This is a genomic window from Halobacterium sp. BOL4-2 (assembly GCF_016917835.2).
In the GTDB taxonomy this organism is placed as follows: domain Archaea; phylum Halobacteriota; class Halobacteria; order Halobacteriales; family Halobacteriaceae; genus Halobacterium; species Halobacterium salinarum.
The window spans coordinates 290,455-304,461 of the sequence record NZ_CP070332.2; the positions used below are offsets into that span (position 1 = coordinate 290,455).

General features: G+C 71.4%; 11 protein-coding genes. 5 read left to right on the forward strand and 6 right to left on the reverse strand.

Annotation, left to right across the window (positions count from 1 at the left end; all coding sequences use genetic code 11):
- Window positions 1–76: 76 nt before the first annotated feature.
- Window positions 77–229, reverse strand: a complete 153-nt coding sequence (locus JRZ79_RS14680) for a hypothetical protein (RefSeq protein WP_205252432.1) — start codon at window positions 227–229, stop codon at window positions 77–79.
- A 121-nt stretch (window positions 230–350) separates the two neighbouring features.
- On the opposite strand from JRZ79_RS14680, the gene proS reads away from it, so the two are divergent.
- The 4 genes from proS (at window position 351) to JRZ79_RS14700 (ending at window position 4,711) form a co-directional block, all read left to right on the forward strand.
- On the forward strand, window positions 351–1,856 hold the full coding sequence (proS, locus tag JRZ79_RS14685; protein WP_205252433.1) for a proline--tRNA ligase: 1,506 nt from the start codon (window positions 351–353) through the stop codon (window positions 1,854–1,856).
- An 82-nt stretch (window positions 1,857–1,938) separates the two neighbouring features.
- The gene (locus JRZ79_RS14690) at window positions 1,939–2,469 is read left to right on the forward strand and encodes a hypothetical protein (protein ID WP_010902252.1); all 531 of its coding nucleotides are present in this window, start codon (window positions 1,939–1,941) and stop codon (window positions 2,467–2,469) included.
- 35 nt (window positions 2,470–2,504) lie between these two features.
- The gene (locus JRZ79_RS14695) at window positions 2,505–3,494 is read left to right on the forward strand and encodes an SDR family oxidoreductase (RefSeq protein WP_010902253.1); all 990 of its coding nucleotides are present in this window, start codon (window positions 2,505–2,507) and stop codon (window positions 3,492–3,494) included.
- A 158-nt stretch (window positions 3,495–3,652) separates the two neighbouring features.
- Window positions 3,653–4,711 (forward strand): NAD(P)-dependent glycerol-1-phosphate dehydrogenase, encoded by a 1,059-nt coding sequence (locus JRZ79_RS14700; protein WP_205252434.1) that lies wholly within the window; start codon window positions 3,653–3,655, stop codon window positions 4,709–4,711.
- Here JRZ79_RS14700 and JRZ79_RS14705 read toward each other — a convergent pair.
- The 3 genes from JRZ79_RS14705 to JRZ79_RS14715 all read right to left on the reverse strand — a co-directional run bounded on the left by JRZ79_RS14705 (window position 4,704) and on the right by JRZ79_RS14715 (window position 8,653).
- The gene (locus JRZ79_RS14705; protein ID WP_205251478.1) at window positions 4,704–5,672 is read right to left on the reverse strand and encodes a lysylphosphatidylglycerol synthase domain-containing protein; all 969 of its coding nucleotides are present in this window, start codon (window positions 5,670–5,672) and stop codon (window positions 4,704–4,706) included. The two genes, JRZ79_RS14700 and JRZ79_RS14705, sit on opposite strands and share 8 nt — an antisense overlap.
- 81 nt (window positions 5,673–5,753) lie before the next feature.
- A complete protein-coding gene (locus JRZ79_RS14710) occupies window positions 5,754–6,824 on the reverse strand; it encodes a M48 family metalloprotease (RefSeq protein ID WP_205252435.1) in 1,071 nt (356 codons plus the stop codon).
- A gap of 32 nt (window positions 6,825–6,856) precedes the next feature.
- Window positions 6,857–8,653 carry a S9 family peptidase gene (locus tag JRZ79_RS14715; protein WP_205252436.1) on the reverse strand — a complete coding sequence of 599 codons (1,797 nt, stop codon included), beginning with the start codon at window positions 8,651–8,653 and terminating at the stop codon, window positions 6,857–6,859.
- 102 nt (window positions 8,654–8,755) lie between these two features.
- Here JRZ79_RS14715 and JRZ79_RS14720 point away from each other — a divergent pair, with 102 nt between their 5' ends.
- Complete coding sequence (locus JRZ79_RS14720) at window positions 8,756–9,823, forward strand: glycosyltransferase (protein WP_205252437.1); 1,068 nt, start codon at window positions 8,756–8,758, stop codon at window positions 9,821–9,823.
- Window positions 9,824–9,844: 21 nt separating this feature from the next.
- On the opposite strand, the gene folP is transcribed toward JRZ79_RS14720, so the two are convergent.
- Both folP and JRZ79_RS14730 read right to left on the reverse strand, forming a co-directional pair.
- On the reverse strand, window positions 9,845–12,292 hold the full coding sequence (folP, locus tag JRZ79_RS14725; RefSeq protein WP_205252438.1) for a dihydropteroate synthase: 2,448 nt from the start codon (window positions 12,290–12,292) through the stop codon (window positions 9,845–9,847).
- A gap of 48 nt (window positions 12,293–12,340) precedes the next feature.
- On the reverse strand, window positions 12,341–13,957 hold the full coding sequence (locus tag JRZ79_RS14730; protein WP_205252439.1) for a formyltransferase family protein: 1,617 nt from the start codon (window positions 13,955–13,957) through the stop codon (window positions 12,341–12,343).
- Window positions 13,958–14,007: the final 50 nt, after the last annotated feature.

The following is a 14,007-nucleotide window of genomic DNA, read 5'->3' on the forward strand; positions in this document are numbered from 1 at the left end:
GACATGGCGGATCGCAGCCGCTCAGCGTGGGACGAAGTGACCGTTCGCGGAGCGCCGTCGACCGTTTCGGGGACGGTCAGCGGTCGCCGAGGGTGAGTTCGCCGTCCGGGAACTCCGGCGGGTCCGTGGGCTCGTTCGTGGCCTGGAGGGAGCGCTCTACGTCGCGCTTGCGGAGTTGTTCGCGCTTCTTTTTGCCAGTGCGTTCGCGACCACGTTTCGTGTCGCCCATACTGTGTGGCACGTAACCATACTACTTAGTCTTCGTGGTGGATGTGCATTGTTCACATGGATGCTGGCGGGCGGGAGACGCTTCACGGGATTTAAGAGCGCGTCAGGCGAGTGTTCCAGCAATGAGCGACGACGATCAGGAACTCGGCATCACCGAGTCCAAGGAACACAGCCCCGGCGACTGGTACGCCGAGGTCGTCCAGAAGGCGGGGCTGGCGGACTACGCGCCGATGGGCGGGTTCATCGTTACCCGGCCCCGCGGCTACGCCCTCTGGGAAGCGATCCAGGACAACCTCGACGGCTGGTTCAAGCACACCGGCGTCGAGAACGCCTACTTCCCGATGTTCATCCCCGAGGACTACCTCGAACGCGAGAAGGACATCGTGGAGGGCTTCGACCCCGAGGTCGCGTGGGTGACACAGGGCGGCCACGACGATCTCGACCAGCGCCTCGCGGTCCGTCCCACCTCGGAATCGATCATCGCGCCGTATCTCTCCCAGTGGGTGCGCTCGCACCGCGACCTCCCGCTGCGCGTGAACCAGTGGAACTCCGTGGTGCGCTGGGAGGCCACGGAGACCAAGCCGTTCTTCCGCACCAAGGAGTTCCTCTGGCAGGAGGGCCACACCGCCCACGCCACCGACGAAGCCGCGTGGGCGGAGACGACGCTGCGCCTCGACCAGTACCACCGCCTCTACGAGGACGTGTTGGGCATCCCGGTGTTGCGCGGGCGCAAGCCCGACCACGACAAGTTCCCCGGCGCGGACACCACCATGTCCGTCGAGGCGCTGATGCCCGACGGGAAATCCGTGCAGGGCGGCACCAGCCACCACCTCGGGCAGTCGTTCGCCGACGCCTTCGACATCACGTTCGCCGACGAGGACGAGGCCGAACGCACCGCGTACACCACCTCCTGGGGGTTGTCCTGGCGCGCCATCGGCGCGCTCGTCATGAGCCACAGCGACGACCAGGGACTGGTGTTGCCGCCGACGGTCGCGCCCAAGCAGGTCGTCATCGTCCCCATCTGGCAGGAGGACACGAAAGACGACGTCGAGCAGTACGGCGCCGAGATCGCCGCGGAGCTCGAAGCACAGGGCGTGCGCGTGCACTTCGACGACCGCGACGGCCGCAACCCCGGCTTCAAGTTCAACGAGTGGGAGCTCAACGGCGTGCCCGTGCGCTTCGAGATCGGGCCGAACGAGGTCGAGGACGACGAGGTCACCGTGGTCCACCGGCCCGACGGGGAACGCACCGTCGAGGACCGGGCGGCCATCGCCGACCGCGTCCACGACCACCTCGACGAGGTCTACGACAAGCTCTACGACGCGGCCGCCGACCGCCTTGCGGAGAACGTCCGGGAGGCGGACAACCGCGCCGACATCCTGGGCACCATCGGCCAGCACGGCGGCTACGTGAAGGCACCGTGGTGTGGCGACCAGGACTGTGAGGCCGAGATCAAAGACCAGATCGCCGCCGAGATCGTGATGGTGCCGCTGGGCGAGGACTCCGCGGCGCGCGCGGCCTCCGAGTTCGAGGGCGAGCGCGTGCCCGAGCCCGACCACGACGGCGAAGACTGTGCGGTCTGCGGCGACGAGGCCACCCAGACGGCGTACTTCGCGAAGTCCTACTGACGCCGCCCCGCCGACCGGGGTGTGTTCAGCGACTGTTTGAGTCCACGCAACCGTTTATTGCGTGTGGGACGATGGTCGACGTATGAAACGACGTGCATTCCTCGCGACGGCCGCAGTGCTTACAACAACGGGCTGTCTCGGTCGAACCGACAGCGTGAGTGACTCCGACGACACCGACGACTGTCCGACCATGCACAGCGACAACGACGCCGTCGACACCGTGGTGTGTGCCGGCGCGTCCGACGGCCACCCGATCACGTTCACCCAGGACCAGACCACCGTCTCCAGGGGCGGCGTCGTCCCCGTCACGCTGGGCAACGACGACGCCGACGAGATCGGACTGAACCCCCACGACTGGACGGTCTACCGGGAGACCGACAGCGGCTGGAAGACGGTCAGAGAGGACCCCGTCATCCAGCCGTGGACGACGCTCTCCGCGGGCGACCGCATCCACTGGCGGGTCGGGGTCGGTGACGCGGACCCCGACACCAGCGATGACACCGTCTACGGCGACGTGCTGGATCTGGCGTCGGGGTCGCGGTACGCGTTCTCGACCATCGTCGACGTCGACGACGAGCAGACCGCCCTGGTCGCGCCGTTCACCGTCGAATAGCCACCACTTTTGGGTTCCGCGCCGTCCCCCGGCGTATGGACACGGCACTTGTGATCGGCGGCACGCGGTTCATCGGCCGCCACCTCGTCGCGGAGCTGCTGGCCCACGACTACGACGTGACGACGTTCAATCGGGGGACCCACGACAACCCGTTCGCCGACGACGACCGCGTCGCCCGCGTCGAGGGCGACCGCACCGAGCGCCGCGCCCTCCTCGACGCCAAGCGGACGGTCGATCCGGATGCCGTCTTCGACTGCGTGGCGTACAAGCCCCGTGACGTGGAGTCCGCGACCGACATCTTCGGCGACGTCGACGCCTACGTCTACGTCTCCAGCGGCGCGGCGTACGCCGCCGAAGAGGTGCCCAAACGCGAGGGCGAAACCCGATTGGAGTCCTGTTCTGCCGAGGAAGCCACCGACGACTCGTCGGCGACCTACGGCGCGCGGAAGGCCGCCGGCGACCGCATCGTCTTCGAGGCCGCCGCCCGCGGGGTGCCGGCGATGGCGGTGCGCCCGCCGGTCGTCTACGGCCCCCACGACTACACCGAACGGCTCGCGTACTGGGTCGAGCGGGTCGCCGAACGCGACGAGATCGTCGTGCCCGGGGACGGCACGAACCTCTGGCAGCGCGTCTACGTCGAGGACGTGGCTCGCGGCCTCCGGCTGGTCGCCGAGGACGGCGAGCCGGGCGAGGCGTACAACGTCGGCGACCGCAACGCCGTCACCCTCGACGGCATGCTCGATCTGATCGCGGACGCCCTCGACACGAGCGTCGAGCGCTCGTATACGAGTCCCCGCGAACTCTCCATCGTCGACCTCGGCCCCGGTGAGTTCCCGCTGTACCGCGACGCCCCCCACGTGCTCGACACCACCAAGATCGCCGAGCTGGGCTACGAGTCGACGCCGCCGGCCGAGGCGATGCAGCGCACGGTCGATGCCCACCGCGAGCACGGCCGCACCGGTGACGACAACGGCCCCGACCGCGAAACGGAAGACCGGCTGCTGGACGTGCTGGACACGGTCTGAGGGGCGACACACGAGCCGCAGTCACGAACCTGCCGGAGCGCTTTTGCCGCCCGTCGACGGCGACCTCGCCGGCCTCTGCGTGAAACCCGACGACCGCCGCGGGGAGCGACCGGCTCGCCGACGAGTAGGTTTTTACTCGTCCCCGAGGGAGTCCCGGTATGTTCGAGAAGTCGACGTGGATCCGGCTCCCGCGGAACGTCGTCGTCGGGCACGGCGTGCTCGACGACGCGGTGGAGGTCGTCCGCGACACCCACCTGACGGGGCGGCCACTCGTGGTGACGAGTCCGACGCCGAAGACGGTGGCCGCGGAGAACGTCGTCGCGCAGTTCGAAGCCGTCGGCGACGACCCGGCCGTCGTGGTCGTCGAGGAGGCGACGTTTGAGTCCGTCGAGCGGGTGCTCGGTGAGGCCGAGGCCGTCGACCCCGGCTACCTCGTGGGGGTCGGCGGCGGGAAAGCGATCGACATCGCGAAGCTGGCCAGCGACCACCTGAACGTCGGGTTCGTGAGCGTGCCGACGGCGGCGAGCCACGACGGCATCGTCTCCGGTCGGGGGTCGGTCCCCGAGGGCGACACCCGCCACTCGGTGTCGGCCGCCCCGCCGCTGGCGGTCATCGCTGACACCGGCGTCATCGCCGACGCGCCCTGGGAGCTGACGACGGCCGGCTGTGCGGACATCATTTCGAACTACACCGCGGTCAAAGACTGGCGGCTGGCCAACCGCCTCCAGCACGTCCCGTACAGCGAGTACGCCGGCGCGCTCTCCCAGATGACCGCCGAGATGCTCGTGGACAACGCCGCCAACATCAAGCCCGAACTCGAGGAGTCGGCGTGGGTCGTGGTGAAGGCACTGGTGTCCTCGGGCGTTGCGATGTCGATCGCGGACTCCTCGCGGCCCGCCTCGGGCAGCGAGCACCTGTTCAGCCACCAACTCGACCGCATCGCGCCCGGGAAAGCCCTCCACGGCCACCAGGTGGGCGTCGGCTCCATCCTCGCGGAGTACCTCCACTCCGGCCAGGAGGGGCAGTGGATGGCGGTCCGGGACGCGCTGGCGAGCCTGGACGCGCCGACGACCGCCGACGAGCTCGGCGTCGCCGACGACGAGGTACTGGCGGCACTCACCTCCGCCCACGAGATCCGGGACCGATACACGATCCTCGGGGGCGGCATCAGCGAGGTGGCCGCCCGCGAGGCCGCCAGCCGCACGGGCGTCATCTGAGCGCGGCGCGCAGCCGCCACAGCGCCACCCCGCCGACGACCACGCGCGTGCCGTACGTCGCCACCCGGAACAACACGAGCGCCGACGCCAACGTCGCCAGCGCGTGCCCGGTGAGTGCCGCGATGACGCCGCCCAGCGCGGCGTCAACCGGACCCAGACCGCCCGGCACGGGGACGACGTGCGCGAACCCCGCAACCGGGAGCGCCACCAGCGCCACCGCCGGCGACACCCACAACCCCACCGCGTGGAGGCACAACACCAGCGCCAGCGCGCTGCACAGCCACGCCGCGTGCGCCGCCCCGGTCACGGCGGCGAGCCGCTGTGGGGTTCGCGCGAGCACGCCGACGCTTTCGAGGGCGGCGTCCAGCCCGGCGCGGACGCGCTCCCGCGGGGGTGGCTCCCAGCGCCCAGGGAGCACGCGCGCGACGCCCGCCAGCAGCCACACCGCGAGGCCGACCACGAGGCGTCGCCGCCGAACCACGAGCGCCCCCGCAGCCACGCCAGTCACACACACGCCGCCGAACGCGGCGGCCACCAGTCCCGCGGTTTCGACGGCCCCGCCCGCCGCGAGCACGCCGGCCACCCCAGCCACCGCCACCGTCGCCGACGCAGCCATCTTCGCCACCTCCCAGCCGGTGACGCCGCCGACAGCCTGCGCCGTGGTGGCGGCGTCGCTTCGCCCCACCACGTACGCAGTGAACGCAGCCTTCCCGAGGCCGCCGGCGGGCAGCACAGCGCCCACGAACATGCCGCCGACCGCGGCCCGGCACGCCAGCCGCCGATCGGGAGCAACCCGGGACACGCCCATCGCAACCCGGACCCCGTCAGCGCTGACGGCCGTTCCCGCAAGCGACGCCAGCACGGCGAGCGCGACGACCGCCGGCTCGGCGCTCGCCAGGCCCGCGGCCACCTGTCGCCAGCCGACGGCGTACAGCAGCCCGGCGACTGCACTGCCAGCCACCACGAACCTGGCGACTGCGCGGCGCCAACGGGACGCTGTGCGGCGACGGAAACCAGCCACACGCGTGGGTCACGCCGTCGGTCAATGAGCGTTGTGGTCGCTGAGGCGGCGCCGCCGGGCGCTGACCGGCGGGTGAAGCGCGAGCGCGCCGGCCACCCGCCCGCGCTCCGCCGCCGCGGCGTCCCGTGGTGCGACCGCCGCCAGCGCGCGCGCCATCGCCACCGCCGTGACGTGCCGGGCAGCGTACGCGTCCGCGTCGAACTCCGTCCACCGGATGACGGGGCCGACCGCAACCAGGAGCACGGCCGACGCCACCGCTGCGCCACCCGCGCCCACGGCGACGGCGCTGCTGGCGACGCACAGCAGCGGTGCCAGCGCCGTCACAACGGCGAGCAGCCGCAGCCCGAGGTGGCCGCGATGGTGGTGGCCGGCCTCGTGGGCGATCACCGCCGCCGCCGCGCCGTCGTCGAGGCGCTCGAACACCGCCGCCGTGACGAACACACACCGGAAACCGGGCACCACACCGGTCGCGACCGCGTTCGGGCCGAGGCCGCCCGACGCATCCACGACGCGGAGGCGGAGGTCTCGCGCGCATGCCGGCACGCACGCTCGCTCGCGCTCGGTCGGGGTGCCAACGGCGGGATGCCCCCCGGCGAGTACGGGGCCGACGGCCGCGATCCCGACCGCCGCCGCCAGGATCGCGGCGAGCCTCGGGAGGCCCGCCGGGGCTGCGACCCACGCGGCAACCACCGCGAACGCCGGCAGCGCCACCGCGCACACGACGAGGAGATACCGGCGGACGGTGCGGCGGTAGTCCACGGCCGTCCGTGTGATCGTCGCCCACGCCGGCCGGGTGCCCAAGTGAACCGCCAGCGCGGGCCCCACACCCCCGACAGCCACCATGCTCGCGAGGCCGACGAGCACGCCACCTCCCGGGGGACCGGGGACGGCTGCGGGGACGGCGTCCGCGAGCAGCGACTCCATGGCGACGGCCAGCCCGGTCAGCGCAGCGACCGCCTGGAGGGCGCGGTTCGCGCGCCGCAGCCGCGCCGTGGCGGCCGCTCGGCCGGGCCGGCGGATGGCGGCGCGCGCCGCCAGGCGGCCAACGGCGTACGAGAGGCCGGGCAGCACGCCGAGCACGACCGCATGCATCACGTCGGTGTGTCGCTCCCGGGCCACTAAAGCTATGCGTGGTCGTCGAGGAAGTCCACGACCGCACGGTAGGCCGCCTGCTTGTTCGCACGCTTGCTGAACCCGTGGCCCTCGTCGTCGAAGATGCGCTTCTCGACGGGGACGTGGGCGCTGGCCTGCTCGACGATGCGTTCAGCCTCCCCCACCGGCACCCGGGGGTCGTTGGCGCCGTGTAACACGAGCAACGGGGCGCGGATCCGGTCGGCGTTGTTCGTCGGGCTGATGGATTCGAGGAACTCGCGGTCCGCGTCGAGGCTGCCGTACTCCGACTCGCGGTGTTCGCGCCGCCAGTCGCCGGTGTTCTCCAGGAACGTCACGAAGTTGGCGATCCCCACGATGTCGACGCCGGCCGCCCACAGCTCGGGGTATTCGGTCAGCGACGCCAACACCATGAACCCGCCGTAGGAGCCGCCGTACGCGACCACGCGGTCCGCGTCGATGTCGGTGCGGGCGGTGAGCCACTCGACGCCCGCCTTCCCGTCGGCGACGGCGTCCATCCGGTTGCGGACGTTGTCGAGGTTCATGTACGTCGCCCCGTAGCCCGACGACCCGCGCACGTTCGGCTCGAAGACGGCGTAGCCGTTGTCCACGAAGTACTGGCGCAGCGACAGGAACGAGGGGCGGCGCTGGCCCTCGGGGCCGCCGTGGAAGTCCACGATGACCGGGTGCGGGCCGTCGCCGTCGGGGCGCGTGAACAGCGCCGGGATCTCGCGGCCGTCGAACGTCTCGTAGCGGACCAACTCCGGCTCGCGGAACGTCGCCTTCGGGATGCCGGCCGTGGCCGCGTTCGTCCACTGTGTGGCGGCGCCGGTGGCGACATCGACCACGAAGACGTTCGGGTTCTCGGTGGCGGCCGAAACCACGACGGCGAGCGTGTCACCGTCCGGCCCCCAGGAAAGCCCCCTGATCACGCCGTCGGGGAGTTCCGGGGTGGGCTGCTCGGTGAGGGTGGTTCCGGCGGCGTCGGCGATGGTGAGTTCGCTGTACCCGTCACGGTTCCGAACGTACGCCAGCCGGCCGGCGTCGTGGGCCGTGACGACCGCCTCGATCGGCCAGTCGCCGCCGTCAGCCACCCGCGAGATGGCCCCCGTCTCGGGGTCGAGCAGCCCCAGATACCGGGTGTCGGCGTCGTGGTCGGTGGTGACGTAGACGCCGCCGCCGTCGGGTGCCCACGCCACCCATGAGAACCGCGTGTCGGCGTCGAGCCCCGCGGTTGCGCGCGTGATCTCGCCCGTGTCCACGTCCAGCACGGCAACGTCCTGGTCGAAATTCGAGTGCGTGTCGACGACCAGCAGGCGGTCGTCGCTGGGGCTCCACCCCACGACCGACGGCAGGTCGAACGCGTCCCCCACGCGCACGCAGTCTGCGTTGGCACCCGCCTCGTCGCGCCCCTGGACGTACACGTCGAATCGACTGGCGTCACGGCGGTTGGCGGTGTACGCGATCCGGTCGCCGTCGTGGCTCCAGCCACCCCAGTCGTGTTTCGCGTCCGGGAACGCGGTCAACTGCACGTCCTCGCTGCCGTCGCCGGACACCCGATGCAGTTGCGTGAACTCGTCGCCGCCCGTGTCCATCCCGTAGGCGAGCTCCTCGCGGGTCGGTGAGAACGACGCCCACTGCACGCGCTCGTCGTGAAACGTCAGCTGTGTCGGCCACGCCCCGGGGGCACCGAGAGCCCACACTTGTGCGGTCCCGGTCGTGCCCAGTGTGAACGCCAACTCGCCCGTCGGCCCGTACGTCGGGTCGCCGGCCCCCCGAATGTCGAGATACCGCTCGATGTCGTATGCCATACGCACGCGTCTCGGGGCCACGCGTTATCCGTTCGGGTTCCGGCAGCCCGCTGGCGGCCCCGAACGGAACGGTTTTTATCGCCGTGTTTCGTCCCCGAGAGTATGCGCGTGGCGTTCGTCTCGGAGACAACCACCCACCACGAGCACGGCGACGACCTCGACCGGCTCGCGTTGCTCGCGGACTGCCTGCTCGACCGCGGCCACGACGTCCACGTCTGCTGTGCGCAGTGGTGGGACGGCCAGCCCGACGTCTTCGACTACGACGGGGTGACGTACCACGCGGTGACGCCCGACCACGGCCAGCGGTGGTTCGCGCCCAAAGCCGCCGGCATGGTGCGCACGCTCGGCCCCGATGTGGTGCACGCGACCAGCCGAACGCCCGGCCACGTCTACGGCGCGCGCTGGGGGGCGTTGCTGGCCGGCGCGCCCCTCGTCGTCGACTGGTACGACACCCCCGAGGCGCACGGCGGCCTGACGGGGCGCGCGTACGGCTACGCCGCCCGCAAGCCCGCGGTCGTCGTGACGCCGTCCCGAACGGTCAAAACGGCGGTTCGCGAGCACGGCGGGCGCACCGACGCGATCCGCGTCCTCCCCACGGGGATCGACATGGACCGCATCCGGCACGCCGTCCCCGGTGGCGGCGGCGACATCGTCTGCAGCCGCCGCCTCGACGGCGACGCCAACGTCGAATCCCTGTTCCTCGCGCTCGCGGAGTTCCGCGAGTACGACTGGAACTGCACCATCGTCGGCGACGGCCCGGCTCGCGCCGACTACGAGCGCCAGGCCCGCGACCTCCGGATCGCCGACCGCGTTGATTTCGTCGGGGACTGCGCCGTCGACGAGCGCGTCGAGATATTCAAAAACGCTCACGTCTACGTTCACACCGCCGAGAAAACGCCGTTCGCGCACGACCTGCTGCGGGCGCTGGCGTGTGGCTGCGTCGGGATCGTCGAGTACCACGCCGAGTCGTCGGCCCACGAGCTCATCGAGACGTACCCGCGTGGGTTCCGCGCGACCAGCGACGAGGAGATCACCGAATGCCTGGTGCAGGCGGGCGACCTCGAACGCAAGGCCGTTGACGAGTCGTTCGCCGAGCACGACCACGAGCAGTTCCTCGACACCTACCTCACGGCGTACGCGGACGCACAGGCCGCGACCGGACTGTTCTGAGGGCGGGCGCTGCCCGCCGCGTCACTCCGCGTCCGCACCGGTCCGGGTTGCCTCGGCGACCCGGACGGCGGCGACGTTCTCGGGCACGTCGTGGACGCGCACGATGTCCGCGCCGCGGTCGGCCGCCAGCGCCGACGCGGCCGCGGTCGCGTACCCGCCTTCGTCCGGGTAGCGGTCGACCGCGCCGAACATCGACTTGTGGCTGTGCCCGACCAGCACGGGGCCGCCGAGCGCGTGGAACTCGTCGGCGCGGTCCAGCAACTCGAAGCCCTCGGCGGCGCTTTTGCCGAACCCGAGCCCGGGGTCGACGATGATCCGCTCGCGGGGGACGCCGGCCTTCTCGGCGAGCAGCACGCGCTCGGTGAGCTCCGCGATGACGTCGTCGACCACGTCGTCGTAGTCGGGATCGCTGTCGGGGTCGACCGGCGCGTCGATCGAATGCATCACGACGATCGGGGCGTCGTACTCGGCGGCCACGAACCGCATCTCGGGGTCGTCCAACCCGGTCACGTCGTTGAGGATGTCCGCCCCCGCCTCCAGGGCCTGCCGCGCGACCTCGGCTTTCCGGGTGTCCACCGACAGCAACACGTCCAGGTCGCTGATCCGCTCGATCACCGGGAGCACCCGATCGAGTTCGTCGGCGACGCTGACGGCGTCGGCACCGGGGCGCGTGGACTCCCCGCCGATGTCGATGACGTCGACGCCGTTTTCGGCCATCGACTCGGCGCGCGCGACCGCGTCTTCGAGGGCGCCGTACTCGCCGCCGTCGTGGAAGCTGTCCGGCGTGACGTTCAGGATGCCCATCACGGCGGTGCGCTCGCCCTCCCAGGGGTAGCCATGCGTGGCCGGTGCCGCCTGGATGCCCAGTGACTCCCGGAGGTCCGCGCCGACCTCGCTGAGGCCGTAGGGCTGCCCGTCGAGTTTCTCACAGAGGCGCTTGAACTGCGCCATCGTCGCCATCATGACGGCGTCAACCATCGCCCCGGACTGCGCGTTCAGCCCCGACACCGAACACTCCCCGCCGAGGCTCAACAGCTCCTCTTTGAGGTACTGGGCCTGCCGCGTCTGCACCCTGGTTTTCACCACGCGGTGGACGCCCTTCCCGCGCATCCGCCACACCCCCGGCGGCGTCACGTGCGCGCGCTCAAGCGCGTCCCGCGCGTCGTCGAGGCTGTCGACGTCGGTCTCCGCGAACGTGCGCGTCCACCGGGTCCGGGCTTCCGCGACCGCGAACAGCGATCCCGCGACGAGCACGAGGTCGTCCGCGGTCGCCTCCGCGATCGCGTCCGCGACCGCCGACTCCACGGCCCGCGTCACGCTCACGGCTCCCGCGCCGGCGTCCTCGAACACCGCCGCGAGCACGTCGGCGTCCTCCGCGCGGTCGGGCACCGGCTCGCACGCCCACACGTGGTCGGGCGTCGGGAGCGCGGCCGCCATCGCCCCGTGATCCTTGTCGTGCATCGCGCCGAACACGGTCAGTAGGCGGTCGTAGTCGAACTCGGCGACCGTCTCCGCGACGGCACCACACGCCCCCGGGTTGTGCGCGCCGTCCAACACCACCACGGGGTCGGCCCCCATCACCTCGAAGCGCCCCGGCCAGTGCGCGCTCCGCAGCCCGCGCGCGATGGCGTCGTCGTCGACGCCCGCCGTCTGTCGCGCCAGCGCCGCCGCGACGCCCGCGTTCTCGGCCTGGTGGTCGCCCAGCAGCGGGATCTCGGCGGCCACCGACCAGTCGTCGCCGGTGATCGAGACCGCGGCCTCGGTGTGGTTGGTGCGCCCCTCGTAGGTCGCGGTCACGTCGCGCCCCGCGGTGTCGCCGACAGTGCGGACGGCACCCGCGTGGTCGCGCACGGCCGCCAGCGCATCGTCGGTGGTCGCGGTCACCAGCGGCGTATCGCCCGCCGGCGCGACGTGGGCTTTGTCCCGCGCGATTTCGGGGATCGTTTCCCCGAGCACGTCGGTGTGTTCGAGGGTCACCGACGTGACGGCGCTCGCCGACGGGTCCACCACACTGGTCGCGTCCAGGCGGCCGCCGATCCCGACCTCAAGCACCGCCACGTCCACGTCCGCGCGGCTGAACTGCCACAGCGCCATCGCGGTCACGACCTCGAAGTACGTCGGCGCGGCCCCGTCGGCCGCGCGCTCGGTCACGTACGGCGTGATCGTCTCGATGAACGTCGTCAGCGCCGCCTTCGACATGCGGCGGCCGTTGACGGTCACCCGCTCGCGCACGTCGTCGAAATGCGGCGACGTGTACAGCCCCACGTCCAGGCCGGCCGCCCGGAGGATGGACTCCGTGAACCGTGCGGTCGATCCCTTCCCGTTGGACCCCGCGATCTGCACGTAGTCGGGGCCGTCCTGGTGTGGGTCGCCGAGGCTGGCAAGCAGGTCCGCCGTCGACTCGGTCCCCGGTTTCGGCCCGTACCGCCGGAGGTCCAGCAGGAAGTTCGCCGCTTCGTCGTAGCGCATACACCAGCCCAGCCACGCTGCCAGTATCAGGTTGTCGGAGCCGCCGCCCTAGTCGTGGCGGAACGCCCGGTGGCCGGTGAACACCATCGCCATGCCGTGCTCGTTGGCGGCCTCGATGACCTGGTCGTCGTTTTTCGAGCCGCCGGGCTGGATCACGGCCTCGATGCCCGCCTCGGCGGCGGCCGCGATGCCGTCCGGGAACGGGAAGAACGCGTCCGACGCCATCACCGCGCCGTCGGCGGTCTTGCCGTCGGCGTCGCGCTCGGCCTTTTTGGCCGCGATCTCGACGGCGTCGACGCGGGACACCTGGCCGACGCCCAGCCCCACCGTCTCGGTGCCGGCCGCGAACAGGATGCCGTTGGATTTCACGTGCGTGAGCACGCGCCACGCGAACAGCATCGTCTCGACCTCCGCGGCCGTGGGTTCGCGCTCGGTGACGACCTCCAGGTCGTCGGCCGTCGGCGCCCACGTGTTGCGCTCCTGGACGAGGCGGCCGCCGACCAGCGGCGTCTCCGTAACGGGTGCGGGCGTGCCGTCGAGTGTGCCCACATCGAGCACTCGGAGGTTCGACTTCGCCGTGAGCACGTCCACGGCGTCGTCGGTGTAGCCGGGCGCGACCACGACCTCCTTGAACGAGTCCGCCACCCGCGTTGCGGTCTCGGCGTCGCACTCCCGGTTGAGCGCGACGATCCCCCCGAACGCGCTCTTGGCGTCCGTGGACAGCGCGTCGCTGTAGGCGTCGGCCAGCGTGTCCGCGGTCGCGCAGCCAGCGGGGTTGGTGTGTTTGATGACGGCCGCCGCCGGCCCGTCGTCGAACTCCCTGACGAGCGCGAGCGCGGCGTCGGCGTCGTTGTAGTTGTTGTATGAGAGCGCTTTCGCGTCCGGGTTCAGTTGGTCGGCGTGCACCACGCTGGCGGCCGCGTGCGTGTTGTCACGGTAGACGGCGGCGTCCTGGTGGGGGTTCTCGCCGTACCGCAACACGTCCTCGCGGGTCGTCCCGGTGAGCCGGCGGGCGGGAAACGTGGCTGCGTCGTCGCTGTCGGCGCGCGAAACGCCGTCCGTGGTGGCGTCGAGTTCGCCGGCGGCGAACTGGCGGATCGCCCGCGGGTACGCCTCGAACTCCGCGTCCTGTCGCACGCGCGTCTTGAGCGTGGCGGCCGTGTCGTCCTCGAAGACGGGCACCGATTCCTGGGTCACGATCGGGCCGCCGTCGACGTCCCCGGTGCGCACGCTGCCGTCCTCGGCGACGGCGTTCGTGACGACGTGGACGGTACACCCCGAGACCGACACGCCGGCGTCGAGCACCTGTTCGTGGGCGTTGCGCCCCGGGAACGCCGGCAGCAGGCTCGGGTGAACGTTCAGCGTGGTGGGCATCGCGTCGAGGAACACCTCCGAGAGCACCCGCATGTAGCCGTCCAGACACACCACGTCGATGTCGTAGTCGTCGAGCGCCGCGACGACGCGGCGCTCGTGGTCCCGCCGCGACTCCTCGGCGCGGCGCTCGACGACCACGGTGGGGATGTCGCGGTCGGCGGCGGCGTCGAGTACGGGCGCGTCGGCGTGGTTCGACACGACGACGCCGAGGTCGGCACCGCCGGGCTGTTGGTCGGCGAGATGCAGGAGGTTTCGGCCACGGTTGCTGGCCAGACCAGCGATGGTGGACATACTGACTACACCCGCCGCCTCCCGCAAAGCCGTTGTGGTTCCACACGACC

What these genes read in the sequence shown, in the direction of transcription:
- folP (WP_205252438.1), bottom strand. Translation starts at nt 12,292, where the DNA reads ATGCGCTACGACGAAGCGGCGAACTTCCTGCTGGACCTCCGGCGGTAC.
- JRZ79_RS14695 (WP_010902253.1), top strand. Translation starts at nt 2,505, where the DNA reads ATGGACACGGCACTTGTGATCGGCGGCACGCGGTTCATCGGCCGCCAC.
- JRZ79_RS14715 (WP_205252436.1), bottom strand. Translation starts at nt 8,653, where the DNA reads ATGGCATACGACATCGAGCGGTATCTCGACATTCGGGGGGCCGGCGAC.
- JRZ79_RS14680 (WP_205252432.1), bottom strand. Translation starts at nt 229, where the DNA reads ATGGGCGACACGAAACGTGGTCGCGAACGCACTGGCAAAAAGAAGCGC.
- proS (WP_205252433.1), top strand. Translation starts at nt 351, where the DNA reads ATGAGCGACGACGATCAGGAACTCGGCATCACCGAGTCCAAGGAACAC.
- JRZ79_RS14730 (WP_205252439.1), bottom strand. Translation starts at nt 13,957, where the DNA reads ATGTCCACCATCGCTGGTCTGGCCAGCAACCGTGGCCGAAACCTCCTG.
- JRZ79_RS14700 (WP_205252434.1), top strand. Translation starts at nt 3,653, where the DNA reads ATGTTCGAGAAGTCGACGTGGATCCGGCTCCCGCGGAACGTCGTCGTC.
- JRZ79_RS14720 (WP_205252437.1), top strand. Translation starts at nt 8,756, where the DNA reads ATGCGCGTGGCGTTCGTCTCGGAGACAACCACCCACCACGAGCACGGC.
- JRZ79_RS14690 (WP_010902252.1), top strand. Translation starts at nt 1,939, where the DNA reads ATGAAACGACGTGCATTCCTCGCGACGGCCGCAGTGCTTACAACAACG.
- JRZ79_RS14710 (WP_205252435.1), bottom strand. Translation starts at nt 6,824, where the DNA reads ATGCATGCGGTCGTGCTCGGCGTGCTGCCCGGCCTCTCGTACGCCGTT.